Genomic DNA, 17,006 nt, shown 5'->3' with positions numbered 1-17,006 from the left:
CTTTGTTTCCGGGCGGCATGCATCAGTTTATGGGACCCTTTTCGCCGGGTTTGCCGGGCAGCTGTTCGGGGAACAGCTCGTATTTGCCCTGCTTGTCGGCGGCCACCCACAGGCGTTCGCGGATCACCGAATCTTCAGCCCAGTTGAACATCATGATCGGCGTACCCTGGGGCACGTTGGAGAACCGCTTGTTGACGATCAGCGCGCCCGGATATTCCGTCAGGCCCACAGTGTTGACATGCTCCGTCGAGATCTTCTGATACTGCTTCATCAGATCGACGCGCTCGTCGTTGTTCTGGCTCGTCCTGAACTTGTTGACGACGTCGACAAGCTCCTTTTCGAAGGGCATCAGATCGAGCTGATCATCCTTGCCGGCGCGATGGTGCCAGCTGGTGCGCGGGCCGACAGGGGCAAGCTGTTCGGTATTCTGCACCACCGACGACAGTTCCGTCGTGTTGCGCTGGATCAGCCAGTCGAAGCGGCCGGCATAATGGGCGTCGTCACGCTTGGCACCATCGAGCGAATTGATGACGATCTTCAGCCCAAGTTTCTCCATCTGGCCGACGACACCTTCGGCAAGGCTCTTGTCGGTCGTGTACTGATTGTTGATCAGCATGACGATTTCGACATCCTTGCCGCCGAGCGTCCCGGCCGGGAAGTTCACGATGCCGTTGCCGTCGGTGTCCTTAAGACCGGCTTTGGCGAGTTCCGCCTTGGCGCCCTCGAGATCAAAGGGGTAGTAGACGGTCGAGTTGCGGTCGTAGAAGCTGGTGCCGGAGGAGAGCCCACCGGGATAGATCGCGGTGAACGGTCCCTTGACCAGCGAGTCGCCGATTGCCTTGCGGTCGAGCGCCATGGTGACGGCCTTGCGGAAGTCCTCGTTGCGGTTCAGCTCGCGGATCGCCTCACCGCGCTCGTCCGGGCTGCCCCAGCCGTTGGCGGAGAAGTTCATGCGGAGATTGTAGCCGATCAGGCGCGGGCCGAAGGCAAGGCGGGCGGGCGCCGTTTCTTCCGCGGCACGCTTCAGCGAGGCGACGAAGTTTTCCGGCTGCTCGAGGTTCGAGAAATCGGCGGATCCTGCCACGGCCTGAACGTCACGGTCGGCCCAGGTCGAGAGCTTGTAGTGCAGCTCATTCAGATAGGGGAGCTGATCGCCCTTCTCGTCGACCTTCCAGTAGTAGGGGTTGCGGCGCATGACGATGATGTCGTCCGGGCGATATTCGACCGGTACCCAGGCGCCCATGACCGGCATGTTCATGAACTCGGGCGGGAAGGCGTTCTTGAACTGGTCGTAGGTGTTCTTCGAATATTTCGGATGCTTCGCCTTCAGGATGTGCGACGGACCCGGGCAGAAATTCGGGTAGGACATCGTGTAGAGATATTGCTTCGGGAAAGCTTCCTTGAAGGTCCATTCGACGGTGTAATCGTCGACCTTCTTCAGCGTCGTCCCGGCGCCGAAGGCTTCCGGCGAGGCCCCCCCGCCGAGCGGCGAGACGTTCGGGTCGACGACTTCATCGTCCCAGTAGAACATGATGTCGTCGGCATTGAACGGCGCGCCGTCCGACCATTTGGCGCCTTCGATCAGGTGCATGGTCAGCTTATGGCCGTCTTGCGACCAATCCCAGCTCTTGGCGAGGTTCGGCAACGGCTCAGTGTCTGAGGCCTGCACCTGGAACAGCGGCGCGGTGCGCGTCAGGCATTCGGAAAGGCCGATATCGATGCCACCCCAGCCCTGCGTCTGGCCGGCGCCATAGTTCCAGCCTTCCGGCCGGCCGCCGATGACGTGGCGCATCGTATCGCCGTAGACACCGATGCCGTCTGGCATATTGCCGGTCTTGAAGACCATAGGCTCCTTCGGCAGGCGATCCTTGACCGGCGGCAGCTTGCCGGTGGCGACGAAATTCTTCGTGACCCAGTCGGGCTCGTGATATTCGGGCAGCGCCTTGAACTCCAGGATGGAGTCGCGCGCCACATAGTTGATCTTGCCTTCGGCCGGAAAGTCCGCCGGTGCAGGTGGGATGGTTGGCTCGGAGGCATATGCATTCAGCGCCGCGGCTGAGACGCTGAGCGCCAGTCCGGCCAGGATGCCTGCGTTACGGAAATTCATCATCGTTTCTCCCTCTTGTTCCGGAGCGCGATCACGCGGCTCCTTTTTCCTCGAACGACATGAAAGCGGGCCTGACGCCATGGATTTCCCTCCCGGAAACCCATGACGACCCATCCTTCAAGAAAATCAGACGGCCTGTTTCAGCGCCGCCTTTTCCGCGCGCAGCTCCTCGATTGAGCGAACGTTGCGGCGTGCGGCCCCCGCCCAGTCGCGGGTCTGCACCTTCGATTTCGACAACCGCTCCTTGGCGGCCGGCACGGCATGGGCATATTGCGGCAGCCAGCGCGCCTGGGCAACGACCATTTCATCGACCATCTGCCAGACCTCTTCCGGCGTCGAGACGGCGCCGACCAGCGGATCGTGCAGCACGGCAAGCTTCAAGAGGTCGATATCGCCCGATATTGCCGCATGCACCGACATGCGCTGGACGTTGATCGAGGCGATGCAGGTGGCTGCACAGGCTTCCGGCAGGGTAACGCCGGAGACCATGTTGATGCCGAAGCGATCGACGAAGCCGGGGGATTCGATGATCGCATCGGACGGCAGGTTGGTGATGACACCATTGTTCTTGACGTTGAAATGGCCGCGATAGACCCGGTTCGTCTCCAGCGCCTCAAGGATATGGCTTGCATGTTCGTTCGAGCGCTTGGCGGGATCGATCGGCTTTGCGGCGGATTCCAGGAATTGCGGATATTCCGTCTCGAACCAGTTGCGCGTTTCGGTGGAATGGCGGAGATAGCCGCCGGTCTCGCCGTGGATCCAGTCGGACATGTCGATCCAGCGGGTGATTTCGTCCGGCCGCTTGCGATACCAGGGCAGGTATTCCGAGAGATGGCCGTTGCTTTCGGTGGAATAGACGCCGAAACGCTTCAGCACGTCGATGCGCAATTTTTCCTGCTGCGAATAGACCGGATGCGCCTCGAAAGCGGCGACCAGTTCGTCCTTGCCGATCCTGCGGCCGTTGAGGCGCAGGTCGATGAACCAGGTCTGGTGGTTGATGCCGGAGCAGATATAGTCGAGCTCGCTCAGCGACTTCGCGCCGAGCACCTCGGCAATCTGTTCGGCGCCATGCTGGACGCCGTGGCAGAGACCGACGGTGTCGACCTTGCCATATTCGATCGCCGCCCAGGTGTTCATCGCCATCGGGTTGGCATAGTTCAGGAATTTCGCGCCGGGCTCGGCGACCTCGCGGATATCCTTGCAGAAGTCGAGGATGACCGGGATGTTGCGCTGGCCATAGAGAATGCCGCCGGCACAGATCGTATCGCCGACGCACTGGTCGATGCCGTACTTCAGCGGGATTCTGATATCATCGGCATAGGCCTCGAGCCCACCGACCCGGACGCAGCTGATGATGTAGCGCGCGCCTTCCAGCGCCTGGCGCCGGTTGGTCGTCGCCGTCACCTTCGTCGGCAGCCCGTTCGCCTCGACGACGCGGTCGAGGATCGCCTTGATCATTTCCAGATTATGCTCGCTGAGATCCGTCAGCGCGAATTCGACGTCGCGAAACTCGGGAACGCACAATATATCGGTAAACAGCTTCTTGGTGAAACCGACGCTGCCCGCACCGATGATAGCGATTTTGAAACTCATGATCTTCACCTCGACCCAATCGAATGCTAAGGAAAAGAAGGTTATGGAGGATCAGGCCGCATGCTGACGCATGTGGCTGAAAACGCCGTAAAATCTGCCTTTTTCCTCCCGGCCGCTCTATCGGCCGTGGTCTCTTCCTCTTGTCGGCCGGGATTATGCCCGAAATCGGCAGGGCGACCAGAGAAGGATTATGCTTTCAGGGGTAAATTTGTGCTGCAGGATTTGATCGCCAACGGACAGTCGATGAGGACGGTTTCGCTGCCCCGCGGCCGCCAGCGATTGCACGCCATGCCGACCAGCGCCGGCTACGAAGTGCGCGAGAACGAGAGCTATGACTGGGACGGCCGCCGGCGCGGCCAGACGCCCTTCACCGTGCTGCAGCACACGATCAGCGGCAGCGGCCAGCTGCGCTACCAGCACCGCAACTATCGCCTTCAGGGCGGCGACACGCTGCTCGTTCTGGTGCCGCACAATCATCGCTACTGGCTGGAGAAGGGCGATCGCTGGGAATATTTCTGGATCTCGATGAATGGCGAGGAAACGCTGCGCATCCACCAGATGGTGCTTTCCACCGCCGGCCCGGTGCTGAAGCTGCAGCCCTCGACCATCGACCATCTCGCCGATTGCAGCCTGCGCCTCGTCAAGGGCGCGACGTCGCCGGGTGCTGCCTCGGCGATTGCCTATGAAGCGGCGATGGCGCTTTACGACGACGTCTTCGGCTCGCCGGCCTTTGCCGCCGAGCTCAGCCTCATGCAGCCGGTGATCGACCATATCAATGCCAATCTCGAAAAGCCGCTGCCGGTCAGCGAGCTTGCCGGCATCGTCGGCCTCAGCCGCGCGCATTTCTCGCGCAGCTTTGCCGAGAGCGAGGGCATGCCGCCGGCCGAATTCGTGCTGCAGCAACGCCTGCAGCGCGCCGTCAAGCTTCTGACCAAGGCCGACTTCCTGCCGGTCAAGGAAGTCGCCATCATGTGCGGCTTCGAGGACCCCAACTATTTCTCCAAGGTCTTCCGCCGCGTCTACGGCACCAATCCCACCGAATTCCGCACGACGGGCATGTATGCCAGCATCGGAAAACTGAGATAGCCGGCCGCCTGGCAACCCAGAACCTTCAGGCCCGCACCTCGAACACCATGTTGAACGGCGTTTCCGTGGCGCGGCGGAAATGCGTGAATCCGGCGTCGAGCGCGACCTTTCGAAGCTTCATTTCTCCCGCCTGTGCGCCGAGCCCAAGCCCCACCTCCTGGGAGAGTGACGCCGGCGTGCAGATCATCGTCGACGCTCCGTAATAGACGCGGCCGACCGGGTTGAGATTGTCCTTGAGATGGTCATGGGCAAAGGGCTCGACGATGAGCCACGTGCCGTTCGGCCCAAGCGTTTCCTTGACATGCCGGCCGGCGCCGACCGGATCGCCCATGTCGTGAAGGCAGTCGAACATGGCGACCATATCATAGCCGCGCCCCGGAAATTCCGCCGCAGAGCCCTGCTGGAAGGTCACGCGGTCCGAAACACCCGCATCCTTCGCGGCGGCCTTTGCTCTTTCGATCGACGGGCCGTGATAGTCGAAGCCGGTAAAGCGGGAGGCGGGATAGGCCTGCGCCATCAGGATGGTCGATGCCCCATGACCGCAGCCGACATCGGCGACACTGGCGCCGGCCTTGAGCTTTGCCTCGACCCCGGCAAGAGCCGGAATCCATTCGGCCACGAGATGGCTGTTGTAGCCCGGGCGAAAGAACCGTTCGGTGCCTCGGAAAAGGCAGGTGCTGTGCTCATGCCAGCCGAGACCCTTGCCGGTACGGAAAGCATCGGCGACCTTTGACTCGTCCATCCACATGGATTGCACGACCTCGAAGGCGCCGACGAAAAAGGCCGGGCTGTTTTCCTCGGCAAACACCATCGCCTGTTCCGGCGTCAGGCTGAAACGATCGGTCTTTTCATCGTAAGCGACATAATCGGCAGCCGCCTGGGCGCTCAGCCATTCCCTGAGATAACGCTCCTTTATCCCCGTTTTCGCGGCAAGGTCCTGGACGCTCATCGGCGTTCCGTCGGCCATCGCCTTATAGATTCCGACCTGGTCGCCAAGCACGACCAAGGCACCTGACATGGCGGCGCCGACGTCCCCAACAAGACGGCCGACAAGCGCATCGAGTTTTTGCATATCTGGCTCACGCATTGTTACCTCCCGGGTGCGTGATAAAGGTAATCTAAATTAGACTTTAATAATATTCAGTCAATCAACCTGGTCGTTCGATAGATGAGCGTGGAGTATTAAAGGCCGAAAGAATGGAATAGGCGTGCCCATTCCAGGGCTCACAACATGCTGTGCCGTCATGCACCCGCTCTCATCATCGCTTGTATCGAGATTACGTTTTTAATATAATCTCCCCGAGGCAGAATCACACTTTTGATGCAAGGTTATTGTTTTGCGTCTATCTTCCGCTCAATGCCGCGCCGCTCGTGCCCTCTTGGCTTGGTCTCAGGACGATCTCTCGTCGGCCTCAAAAGTCGCCAAAGCGACGATTGCTAATTTCGAGGCCGGGAAGCGCTCTCCCTACGAACGAACCCTTCAGGATATGAAACACGCCCTGGAAGGCGCAGGTGTTGCTTTCATCCCCGAAAATGGCGGGGGTGCAGGTGTTCGCCTTGCAAAACGCGCCGATGCGTCGATCGACACGAATGAGACCGAGACGGTTCAATATGAAGAATATCTCAAAAACGACGCACCGCCCGGTGCAGGTGGCTGAATGATGGCAAAGAAAGAAAAGCTCGAACACTCCGAACTGGCAGGAGAATTCACCGATGACGGGATCACCGTGCTCGTCGATATCTTCCGTACATCGGGCAGCAATGAAGACTGGACGATGGAGGTGGTCACGCAGGCGGAAGATCTGATCCGCTGGGACGAGCCATTTGCGACTGACCGGGATGCCTTCGACGAATTCCTGGCCATCGTCGCGCGGGACGGCATCCGATCGTTTCTCGAAGATGAAGAACCATCCGTGCATTGAGGAATATTTGTGAAAAGCATCAATGATCTCGTCGCATCGGCGAAAACCGTCTGCGATCGATACCGGGCCGGGCGGATGGAGCGCGAGACCGTGCGGGAATGGGTTCTCGGACTTGGCGCCTATCCGCCGCCGCATGGAGAGCGCGTGCGGGAAGCAGCGGAATGGTTCCGGCTGCACAATCGCGAGCCTGTTTCCGAAGACATCGTGCTGGTGGACATCGACCGACTTGCAGCGATTGCAGCGCCTTGATCCTCGCGGCGCTGGCGCTGTTTTGCGGTTGTCTCGCCGCCTCGATCCGGACTGGCGCAATTACACCGTTACTAGGCGGCGTAGGACCAATGACGATCATCAGCCTTATGCATAATACCCTCATCGCAGCGTCCATGCAGAGCGGTCTGGGGGTTCCGCTATTTCGGCAAATGTGACACCCCTACCGCTGACATGGCTCCTGCATCTCACGCGCGAAGCGTACGTCAAGCGCGGCTAGGTCATTTTAATTCGTGCGATAAATAGAAGGAACAGCACGTGGCAGCATTTCCGGAAAAGGCAAAGGTCGTCATCATCGGGCTCGGCGGTATCGTCGGCGCCTCCATCGCACATCATCTCGTCGAGCGGGGATGGGACGATATCGTCGGCATCGATAAGTCGGGCATACCGACGGATATCGGCTCGACAGCCCATGCCTCGGACTTCTGTTACACCACGAGCCACGACTATCTCTCCGTCTGGACTACGCAATATTCGATCGATTTCTACGAGAAGATGGGGCACTACGCCCGCATCGGCGGCCTCGAAGTGGCGCGCACCGGCGACGATGCCTGGATGGAGGAAATCAAGCGCAAGCTTTCCTCGGCGCGCGCTTTCGGCACGCGCGCCCATTATGTCAGCCCTTCCGAGATCAAGGAGAAATTCCCGCTGATCGAGGAAGATCAGGTGATGGGCGGCCTTTACGATCCGGATGCCGGCCTCGTCATTCCGCGCTCGCAGACGGTTGCCGGCAAACTGGTCGATGCCGCCGAAAAGGCCGGCAAGCTGCAGGTGTTCGGCAACACGCCGGCCAAGTCGCTGATCGTCGAAGGCGGCCGCATCAAGGGCGTCGTCACCCATCGCGGCACGATCATGGCCGACCACGTCATCGTCTGTGCCGGCCTCTGGGGGCGCCTGATCGCGGAGATGGTCGGTGAAGACCTGCCCGTCATGCCGGTCGACCACCCGCTTACCTTCTTCGGTCCGTATAACGAATTCGAAGGCACCGGCAAGGAAATTGGCTTCCCGCTGCTGCGCGACCAGGGCAACTCCGCCTATATGCGCGATACCGGCGACCCGGCAACGACGGAGGGCGGCCAGATCGAGTGGGGCTATTACGAAGCTACCAATCCGCGCATGTGCCATCCGCGCGATATTCTCGAAAAACACGAAGCGCGCCTTTCGCCCTCGCAGCGTGACCTCGAGATGGAACAGATCATCGAGCCGCTCGAGCGCGCCATGGAACTGACGCCGATCCTCGGCGAACTCGGCTATAACGAGGGTCACTCCTTCAACGGCCTGCTGCAGGTTTCGGCCGGCGGCGGCGCATCCTGCGGCGAGAGCCAGAAGGTGCGCGGTCTCTGGTATTGCGTTGCCATCTGGGTCAAGGACGGCCCGGGCTATGGCAAGCTGATCGCCGACTGGATGACCGATGGCCGCACTGAAATCGATCACAACAGCATCGACTACGCTCGCTTCTATCCGCATCAGTTGACGGAAGAGTTCATCGAGGGCCGCTGCTACGAAGCCGCCCAGAAGATCTATTTCCCGGCTGTTCACACCCGCGAACCCTATGCATCCGGCCGCAACGCCAAGCGCTCGCCCTTCTACGAGCGCGAAAAGGAGCTCGGCGGCTACTTCATGGAACTTGGCGGCTGGGAGCGTGCGCATGGCTACGCCGCCAACGAGCACCTTCTGGAGAAATACGCCGACCGCGTCCCGGTCCGCGAGAATGAATGGGACAGCCGCCATTTCTGGCGCGTTTCGAATGCCGAGCATCTGGCGATGAGCGAGGATTGCGGCATCGTCAACCTCAGCCACTTCCACATGGTCGATATCGAGGGACCTGACCATGTCGAACTGATGGAATGGCTGTGCGCCGCCAAGGTCGGTGGCGATGCGAACATCGGCAAGGGCGTTTACACCCACTTCCTCGACGACGAAGGCATGGTGCGCGCTGACTTCACCGTCTTCCGCATGGCCGACCGGTGCCGTCTCGTCAACGGCGCCGATGCCGGCCCGCGCGACCTGCACTATATGAAGCGCGTCGCCGAAGACCGCGGCCTTGACGTGATCATCACCGACGTCTCGGAAAAATTCGTGACGATCGGCATCTGGGGGCCGAACGCGCGCGACACGCTGAAGAAGGCCGTGGCCGATCCGGCCGGGCTCGATCAGGAAAACTTCGCCTTTGCGGCGATCAAGCCGATCGAAATCGCCGGTAAGCCAATCACCGCCTTCCGCATCTCCTATGTCGGCGAGCAGGGCTGGGAACTGCACATGAAGTATGAGGACGGCCTCGCCGTCTGGGATGCGCTGCGCTCGACCGGTGTGATGGCCTTCGGCGTCGAAACCTATGCAAACTCGCGCCGCATGGAAAAGAGCCTGCGCCTGCAGAACGCCGACCTCTTGACCCAGTACAACCTGATCGAAGCCGATCTCGCCCGTCCGAAGGTCAAGGAAGCCGATTTCCGCGGCAAGGCAAAACATCTGGAATACAAGGCGCGTGAGCACCAGCCGGCCATGCTCTGCACCCTTGTGATGACCGAGAATACCGACAAGTCAGGCGTGAAGCGTTATCCCGTCGGCAGCATGCCGGTTGTCGATCCCGCCACCGGAGAGGTTCTGGTCGACGAGCTTGGCCGTCGGTCGTACACGACCTCGGTCGCCTACGGCCCGACGGTCGGAAAGAACATTGCTTTGGCCTATCTACCCTGGTCGCATTGCCAGGTCGGACGCAGGCTGAATGTCGAGTATTTTGCCGAGAGCTATCCGGTGGAGGTTGTCGGCGTCGGGTACAAGCCGATCTATGACCCAGAAAATCTGAAGCCGCGCACCTAAGCGCATCGGCCCCGCAAATCGGAATCGATTTTCGGAAAGCACGTGCGAGGATTGAAAGTGTTACAGCGCCGCGTGTCTTAAAAGACGCGCGGCGCTGTAAGCGCTCCAGCACTTGTGACGCCGCAAGGATGGAACACCACAGACATGAGGTTGATCGTCAGCGCCACGCTGAACGGCGGCTCGGATGGTCGCTGGTGACCCAGATCCGTCACCTGTCCGCTTCCGATGCTCTGGGTGCTGGCGCTATTTTACGGTTGCCTCGCAGTCGGATTGGAAGTCAGGATGCGGCGAAGCCATCATTAGAATTCAAGAGTGAGGCATGATGTCGTCCGAAAACCGCTCACACTTTTCAGCATCATGCTCTGGCGAGTGCACAGTCGATGCTTGATAATCCCACATGGTCCGGAGTGCTTGCCGATCCTGTCGTCCAGGCCGGGACGTTGGCCGTGGTCGGTGCGATCATCACGCGCATAGCGCTTCGGCCCTTCCCGAGCTGGAAGCTCGCCGGCCAGGTGTTTTTCTTCGCGGCGCTCACCGTCCTGCTGCTTTATCACGACATCGTGCCCTACGAAGTCGGGCCGACGACGGCTTCGACCTTCGAACGCGTCTTCATCGCCCTTGCCAAGGTGGTCTGGTGGATCAATGCCGCCTGGGCGCTGATCGCCTTCGTCCGCGTCTTCCTGATCTTCGAGCGCCAACCGCGCGAAGGTCGTCTCGTTCAGGATCTGGTCATCGGCCTGATCTATCTCGGCGCGATACTCTCGGTGGTCGCTTATGTCTTCAGCTTTCCCGTCGGCACGCTGATCGCCACCTCGGGTGTCTTTGCCATCATCCTCGGCCTTGCGATGCAGAGCACCCTGAGCGACGTCTTTTCCGGCATCGCGCTCAATCTCGGCCGGCCCTATACGATCGGCGACTGGATCGTGCTGAATGACGGCGTCGAGGGTCGTGTCGTCGAAACCAACTGGCGCTCCACCCATCTGTTGAACGGCTCGAACGACCTCGTCGTCCTGCCCAACAGCTTTCTGGCCAAAGTCGGCCTGACCAATCTCAGCAGCCCCGACCGCAGTCACGGCGCCTCACTGACGGTCCGGGTCGTGCCGACGATCGGGCCGTCGGCGATCATCGAGGTCATGCGCGCCGTGCTTTTGAGCAGCGGCTCCATCCTGGCCGAGCCGAAACCCGGCGTGCAGATCAAATCGCTGACATCAGATGCAGTGGAGCTGGAGCTCTCCTTCCGCGTCAGGGATATCGGCCAGACGGGGCCGGCGAAGAACGAGATTTTCGATCTCATCTACCGCCATATCAAGGCCGCCGGCCTCACCTTGGCACGGCCGCTCGACGCCGCCGGCCCACCGCCCGACCAGTTGCAGTCGGAAGAGGTGGTGAAGCCGCACCGGCCGACGCCGCTCAAGCTTCTCGACGCCATCCCGTTGTTTTCCTCGTTGACCGAGGACGAGAAGGAAACGATCGCAGCCTCGATGACCAGGCGAACCTACAAGAAGGATTCCATTCTTATCGAGCAGGGCGATACGGTCGCATCGCTGATGATCGTGCGCAGCGGCGCCCTGGTCGCCACGCGTCAGGAAGGCCATAAGGAAATCGAACTCGGCCGGCTGGCGCCGGGCGATTATTTCGGTGAGAGCGGACTGTTGATCGGGGTCGGCGAGGCCGCCAGCCTGCGGGCGCTCACCTTCGTCGTCGTCTACGAGATCGCCCAGGCAAGCCTGACGCCGCTGCTGCACGACCGGCCCGGCATCGCCGAAGAGCTTGCCGCTACCCTCTTACACCGTATCGAGACCGGCCAGCATTCCTTCGCGGCCGAAGGCGCCACGTTGCACGGCCGCTCGGTGAGCTCGCTGGTGACGCGTATCCGCCACCTGTTCCAGGTGCCGCAATAGGCTCCGCGCTGCTATCTGCTGTCGCCGTTTCCAGCCTCGACGGCCTCATCTGGCGCGCGGCTCGGAATGAACCGCTTCGAGATCAGCCAGCAGCCGAGCGCCCAGAGCGCGCCGGCGCACCATCCGGCGAAGACGTCCGTGGGGTAATGAACGCCGAGATAGATCCGGCTCAAACCGACGACGACGGCAAGGAAGACGCCGGCACCCATGACGAAGATCCGCGTCGACGGATAACGCTGCGTTCGCGCCACGAGCGCGCCTAGCGTCAGATAGGTCACCGCCGAGACCATCGCATGTCCGCTGGGAAAGCTGAGATCGCTCACTTCGACCAGATGCGGCACGATATCGGGACGCGGCCGGGCGACGAGAATCTTCAGCGTCGCGCTCGCCAGCCAGCCGGTCAGCACCGAGGAAACGACGAAGATGGCGATCGGCCAGCGCCGGTCGAACAGAAGATAGATGGTGATCAGTGCCGTCAGCAGCGAGAGGACGGTAATGCCGCCGAGGGCGGTGATATCGTCGACGGCATGCGTCAGCCAGTCGGGGCCGATCGGCACGGCAAGATCATCCGCGCGTCTCAACGCCAGCAGGATCACCTCGTCGAAGCGAAAGGTCTCGCCTTCCAGGACTTCGCTGGTCAGCCGCTGGAGCACGAACAGCCCGCCGGCGATCGATGCGAGCGTAATCAGCGTCAGCGGTTCATAGGCGGTAAGCCTTGTCAGAAAACCTCGTCGTTGAACCTCGGTCATGCCTGCCGTCGAGCTCCCTTTAATCGTGCCGGTCCTCGCCAAATCGGCAATGTGAAGCGAGGTTTCAAGACCTTGCGGGATTCAAGGACATTCCCGAGGGCGGCCGTAACCTGATCTGGACACGCTTGGTAGCAAAAGCTCAACCTTCTTTTGCTATCGCTGGAGACGATTGCGGTGGAGGTGATTTCGGCGATGAAAATTCCGACAGTGATGGTTCTGATGGCAGCCCTCCTGCAGCCGGTCTCAGCCTTCGGCGAGACCGAATGGATCGGTGGCGCGAGACAATGGTCGGTCGGTTTCGCCAATGAGAGCCCGCATCCCTATTGCCGCCTGCTGTGGGACAGCGAAATCGGCAAGACCATGGAATTCCGCCAGAGCGCGACCGAGACGTTCTGGCTGGTCGCAAAGACCACATGGGACATTCCGGCCGGCACCAAGACCGAGGTGACGCTGACCGACCGCATGGCGACGAAGGTAATCGCTGCCGATTTCTTCGACAAGAACACGCTTCGCCTCTGGGGTCCGGCCAGCAAGGGGAGCGCCGGACTGAAGAAGATCATCAAGAATTCCTTTGCCGGAATGCCTGACGTGCAGATCACCTTTGCCGGTGACGAAGGCGACTGGACGCTGCCGCTCTCGCGGGTGGAGCAGCTCTACCCGACCTTCGTCCAGTGCCTCAAACGTCTCGAGGCCGGCGAAAAACCAAAGCAGAATTCCGAGACCCAGCCGTTCTGAGGCCGATTATAGCGGCGGCGCAGTCTCGCGGATCAGGCTGCGGACAGCCTCGATATCGCCGTTGAGCGGCCGCTCGTCGCCGTAATGGGAAACATGTTTCCGCACGGCTTTATAGACAAGGTCCGTGCCTGCCGCCCGCGCCGCCGTCGCCGCCAGGAAATCATGCGCCTGTGCCGCCGCCATCAATTCGATCGCCAGGATATATTCGGCGTTGTCGATGACGGTGAGCAGCTTGCCGGCCGCGGCCGTCGGGTGCGCGAGAAAATCCTCCTGCAGGCCCGAGGTCAGCCCGCCGTCCATGGCCGCGGGTGCGGCAAGGCGGCGGTTCTCGTTGCTGAGTGCGGCAGCGGTATATTGGGCGATCATGAACCCGGAATGGCTGCCGGCATCGCTGGCGAGGAAGGGCGGCAGGCCGCTCACCAGCGGATTGACCAGCCGGTCCATGCGCCGTTCGCTGATCGCGCCGATCTGCGCGAGCGCAATCGCCAGGCTATCTGCCGCCTGCCCGAGCGCCGGGGCAACCGCATGGGCCTCGGAGGAGACGATCGGTTGTTCCGGCGTGCCTGAGACAGCCGGATTGTCCGTCACCGAAGCAAGCTCCTGATTGACGACGCGGGCGGAATTGTCGAAGACATCGCGGGCGGCGCCATGCGCATGCGGCACCGAACGAAGGCTGAGCGCATCCTGCGTGCGCCGGCCGAAGGCGGCGGCGACAAGGCCGCTGCCCTGAAGCCGCGCACGCAGCGTCGCGCCCACTTTCTCGATTCCCGCCGATGGGCGCAGCGCCAGCACGGTCGCGTCGAAGGCGGCGATCTGGCAGCCCGCCGCTTCCAGCGTCAGTGCTGCGATCGCATCGGCCCAATCGAGCAGCCGCTCGGCGCGCGAAAGCGCGACAGTGGTCAGGCCCGTGGCGCAGGCCGTGCCGTTGACCAAGCTCAAGCCCTCCTTGGCGCCGAGCACCAGTGGTTCGAGGTCGATCGCGGCAAGCGCCTCGCGGCCGCTCATGCGCCGGCCGGCCAGGTGAGCGCTGCCTTCGCCGATCAGAACAAGCGCAATATGGGCATTGTGGACGAGATAACCGGCGGAGCCCTTGGACGGCACGTCGGGAATGCAATTATGTTCCAGCAGGGCCGCAAGATGCTGGACGATCGCGCGCCGCACGCCGGAATGACCATGGGCGAAATTGGCAATTTGTGCGGCGATGATGGCGCGCACCTCGCGGGCAGCCAGCAATGGCCCGACGCCGCAGGCATGGCTAAGCACGATGCTGCGCGACAACAGGCTCTGCGAGGCGCGATCGACCACCGTATCGGCCAGCGCCCCGACGCCGGTATTGACGCCGTAGGCGCGCACTCCCGTCTCGACGATACTGGCGACGATGCGGCTTGCCTGCTCGACGCGTACCCAGGCGGTGGGCGACAGCGCGAGCGCTTCCCCTGCCCCGACGCGCGCGACGTCGCGCCAGGTCAGCACTTTATCGATCGTGATCGTCATTGACCGCTTCCGAAATGGCCGATGAACTGGCGGAAAGCGGGTGTCGCGCCGCCGGTGAACATTTCGTCCGGCTTGCCGCTGCTTTCGATCAGGCCTTCGCGCATGAAGACGACGCGGTTCGAGACGTTGCGGGCAAAGCTCATTTCATGGGTGACGACGAGCATGGTCATGCCTTCCTCGGCAAGCGCGCGCATGACGCGCAGCACCTCGCCGACAAGCTCCGGATCAAGCGCCGAAGTCGGCTCGTCGAAGAGCATGACCTTCGGTTTCATCGCCAGCGCGCGGGCGATTGCCGCACGCTGCTGCTGGCCGCCGGAGAGATGAGCCGGATAGGCGTGGCGCTTATCGGCGATGCCGACCTTTTCGAGCAGCGCTTCGGCCTCGGCGATGCAGTCGGCGCGCGGCCGCTTCAGCACGTGGATCGGACCCTCGATGACATTCTGCAGGATCGTCATGTGGGACCAGAGATTGAAGGACTGGAACACCATGCCGAGTTCGGAGCGGATATGGTCCACCTGCTTCTGGCTGACCGGCTTGCTCCGCCCGTTCTTGTGCACCATGCGGATCTCCTCGCCGTCGACCCAGATCTCGCCGTCGCTTGCGGTTTCGAGCATGTTGATGCAGCGCAGAAAGGTCGACTTGCCGGAGCCGGAGGCGCCGAGCAGCGAAATCACATCGCCGTCTTCCGCATCGAGGGAAATGCCGCGCAAGACCTCGTGCGTACCGAAGCTCTTGCGGATATTGCGGACCGATAGTCGGGTTACGCCTGGCATGGGTGCTCCAATCGGGTCAAAAACTGCTTACGCCTTTAGCGCGTGCGGGGCCGCGCGGCGGTGTCGGGAGAGCGAATATTCGAGCAGAGCCATGCCCTGCAGGATGATGAAATTGAGGACGAGATAGATGACCGCCGCGCAGAGAAAGACTTCCATCGTGCGGTAGGTCTGCGAGATCAGCCGCTGGGCGACGCCGGTCACTTCCCAGACGGTGACGAGGCTTGCGAGCGCCGTCGACTTCATCATCAGGACGATCTCGGTGGAGTAGGCCGGCAACGCGTGGCGGAAGGCGATCGGCGCCAGGATGCGGCGGACCAGCAGGAAGCCGGACATGCCGATCGAGCGCGCCGCTTCGATCTCCTTCGGCGAGACGGCGCGAATGCCGCCGCGGAAGATCTCCGCCGTATAGCCGGCCGTGCAAAGCGCCAGCGACAGCACGGCGCAGACCATCGGCTCGCGCAGGAACGGCCAGAGGAAGGAATAGCGGATGAAGCCGAACTGGCCGAGGCCGTAGAACACCAGGAACATCTGGATCAGCAGCGGCGAGCCGCGGAAGATGAAGATATAACCCTTGGCGAAGCTCGTAAGCACCGGGTTGCCGCTGGTCCGCATCCAGACGATGACGAGCGCCAGCAGGCCACCTGTGATGATCGACAGCGAAAACAGGATGAGCGTCGTCGGTACGGCTTTGAGCAGGGTGACCATGGTCGAGGCGATGAAGGTGAAATCCATTGTCGCCTCCTTACGCCTGGCCCATGGCGGATGCCGGCATGCTGCGATTGGCGCGGCGCTCCGCCCCGTTGAAGATGCGGTCAGAAAGGCTGGTCAGGAGAAGATAGAGGCAGCCGCCAGCGATGAAGAACAGGAAATATTGCCGGGTCGAGCCCGCCGCCACCTGGCTGGTGCGCATCAGCTCGGCAAGCCCGGTGACGGAGATCAGCGCCGAATCCTTGAGACTGAGCTGCCAGACGTTACCGAGGCCGGGAATGGCGAGGCGAAACACCTGCGGCATGATGATGCGGCGAAGGCGCATGCCACGATGCATGCCGATCGCCGAGGCGGCTTCGAGCTCGCCCTTGGAGATGGCAAGGAAGGCGCCACGGAACACCTCCGCCTGGTAGGAGCCGGAGATGATGCCGACGGCAAGCGCGCCGGCGATGAAGGAGGGCAAGCCGAGGAAACCCTCGTAACCCATCGCCTGGCCGATCGCGGTGACGGCCGAGGAGCCACCGAAATAGATGAGATAGATGATCAGCAGTTCGGGCACGCCGCGAAACACGGTCGTATAGACATTGCCGAGCGCGACGAGGATAAGATTGCCGGAGAGTTTCGCCGCCGCGACAATCGCGCCGAGTACCGCGCCGATCGCCAGCGCCGTTGCCGTGACGGCCAGCGTCATCAAGGCGGCGGCAATGAGCAGCGCGCCCCATCCGGTCGAGCCGAAGCCGAGCAGTTCCAAGCTTGCCATATCGTCCGTTCCCCGTCCGTGGCAGTGTTTTGCGGATTGACACCAGAGCATGATGCCGAAAAGTGTGAGCGGTTTTCGGACGACATCATGC

The 17,006-nt window shown here is 61.7% G+C and carries 15 protein-coding genes and 1 pseudogene; 8 read left to right on the top strand and 8 right to left on the bottom strand.

Translation table 11 applies throughout. The features are described 5' to 3' along the window. Positions 1-22: 22 nt before the first annotated feature. Together HX898_RS17895 and HX898_RS17890 are read right to left on the bottom strand one after the other, a co-directional pair. A complete protein-coding gene (locus HX898_RS17895; protein ID WP_171598090.1) occupies positions 23-2,110 on the bottom strand; it encodes an ABC transporter substrate-binding protein in 2,088 nt (695 codons plus the stop codon). Between the two features lie 123 nt (positions 2,111-2,233). After that, the gene (locus HX898_RS17890; protein WP_180195274.1) at positions 2,234-3,700 is read right to left on the bottom strand and encodes an alpha-glucosidase/alpha-galactosidase; all 1,467 of its coding nucleotides are present in this window, start codon (positions 3,698-3,700) and stop codon (positions 2,234-2,236) included. 60 nt (positions 3,701-3,760) lie between these two features. On the opposite strand from HX898_RS17890, the gene HX898_RS17885 reads away from it, so the two are divergent. Continuing rightward, positions 3,761-4,786, top strand: coding sequence for an AraC family transcriptional regulator (locus tag HX898_RS17885; protein WP_180195273.1), 1,026 nt, complete (start codon positions 3,761-3,763; stop codon positions 4,784-4,786). Positions 4,787-4,811: 25 nt separating this feature from the next. On the opposite strand, the gene HX898_RS17880 is transcribed toward HX898_RS17885, so the two are convergent. Then, positions 4,812-5,873, bottom strand: coding sequence for a class I SAM-dependent methyltransferase (locus HX898_RS17880; RefSeq protein ID WP_138389747.1), 1,062 nt, complete (start codon positions 5,871-5,873; stop codon positions 4,812-4,814). Between the two features lie 250 nt (positions 5,874-6,123). Between HX898_RS17880 and HX898_RS17875 the strand changes: the two genes are divergently transcribed. From HX898_RS17875 to HX898_RS17850, 6 genes and pseudogenes are all read left to right on the top strand, one after another. Next, the gene (locus tag HX898_RS17875) at positions 6,124-6,444 is read left to right on the top strand and encodes a helix-turn-helix transcriptional regulator (protein WP_180195272.1); all 321 of its coding nucleotides are present in this window, start codon (positions 6,124-6,126) and stop codon (positions 6,442-6,444) included. A 3-nt stretch (positions 6,445-6,447) separates the two neighbouring features. Beyond that, positions 6,448-6,708, top strand: a complete 261-nt coding sequence (locus HX898_RS17870; protein WP_171598094.1) for a hypothetical protein — start codon at positions 6,448-6,450, stop codon at positions 6,706-6,708. 9 nt (positions 6,709-6,717) lie between these two features. Next, positions 6,718-6,957 (top strand): hypothetical protein, encoded by a 240-nt coding sequence (locus HX898_RS17865; RefSeq protein WP_164575672.1) that lies wholly within the window; start codon positions 6,718-6,720, stop codon positions 6,955-6,957. A gap of 53 nt (positions 6,958-7,010) precedes the next feature. Beyond that, positions 7,011-7,133 (top strand): annotated as a pseudogene (locus tag HX898_RS33250) (bifunctional methylenetetrahydrofolate dehydrogenase/methenyltetrahydrofolate cyclohydrolase); the annotation flags it as partial. A gap of 100 nt (positions 7,134-7,233) precedes the next feature. Continuing rightward, on the top strand, positions 7,234-9,795 hold the full coding sequence (locus HX898_RS17855) for an FAD-dependent oxidoreductase (RefSeq protein WP_180195270.1): 2,562 nt from the start codon (positions 7,234-7,236) through the stop codon (positions 9,793-9,795). A 380-nt stretch (positions 9,796-10,175) separates the two neighbouring features. Next, positions 10,176-11,696: a mechanosensitive ion channel family protein gene (locus HX898_RS17850; protein WP_180195269.1), complete on the top strand. Its 1,521-nt coding sequence runs from the start codon at positions 10,176-10,178 to the stop codon at positions 11,694-11,696. 11 nt (positions 11,697-11,707) lie between these two features. Here HX898_RS17850 and HX898_RS17845 read toward each other — a convergent pair whose 3' ends face one another. Beyond that, positions 11,708-12,445 (bottom strand): phosphatase PAP2 family protein, encoded by a 738-nt coding sequence (locus HX898_RS17845; protein ID WP_171598097.1) that lies wholly within the window; start codon positions 12,443-12,445, stop codon positions 11,708-11,710. Positions 12,446-12,637: 192 nt separating this feature from the next. Here HX898_RS17845 and HX898_RS17840 point away from each other — a divergent pair, with 192 nt between their 5' ends. Further along, positions 12,638-13,180: a hypothetical protein gene (locus HX898_RS17840; protein ID WP_171598098.1), complete on the top strand. Its 543-nt coding sequence runs from the start codon at positions 12,638-12,640 to the stop codon at positions 13,178-13,180. A gap of 6 nt (positions 13,181-13,186) precedes the next feature. Here HX898_RS17840 and hutH read toward each other — a convergent pair whose 3' ends face one another. Genes hutH through HX898_RS17820 form a run of 4 tightly spaced genes read right to left on the bottom strand, consistent with a single transcriptional unit; the run spans position 13,187 to position 16,915 of the window. Next, positions 13,187-14,674 (bottom strand): histidine ammonia-lyase, encoded by a 1,488-nt coding sequence (gene hutH, locus HX898_RS17835; RefSeq protein ID WP_180195268.1) that lies wholly within the window; start codon positions 14,672-14,674, stop codon positions 13,187-13,189. Further along, the gene (locus HX898_RS17830; RefSeq protein ID WP_180195267.1) at positions 14,671-15,447 is read right to left on the bottom strand and encodes an ATP-binding cassette domain-containing protein; all 777 of its coding nucleotides are present in this window, start codon (positions 15,445-15,447) and stop codon (positions 14,671-14,673) included. Before HX898_RS17830 ends, hutH begins: the two co-directional genes overlap by 4 nt. 27 nt (positions 15,448-15,474) lie before the next feature. Then, on the bottom strand, positions 15,475-16,179 hold the full coding sequence (locus tag HX898_RS17825) for an ABC transporter permease subunit (RefSeq protein ID WP_180195266.1): 705 nt from the start codon (positions 16,177-16,179) through the stop codon (positions 15,475-15,477). A gap of 10 nt (positions 16,180-16,189) precedes the next feature. Continuing rightward, positions 16,190-16,915 (bottom strand): ABC transporter permease subunit, encoded by a 726-nt coding sequence (locus HX898_RS17820; protein ID WP_180195265.1) that lies wholly within the window; start codon positions 16,913-16,915, stop codon positions 16,190-16,192. Positions 16,916-17,006: the final 91 nt, after the last annotated feature.

The organism is Rhizobium sp. WYCCWR 11128, assembly GCF_013416305.1.
Classification (GTDB): Bacteria; Pseudomonadota; Alphaproteobacteria; order Rhizobiales; family Rhizobiaceae; genus Rhizobium; species Rhizobium indicum.
The sequence above is the reverse complement of the archived record's forward strand: the minus strand, read 5'-3'. Positions and strand labels throughout refer to the sequence as shown.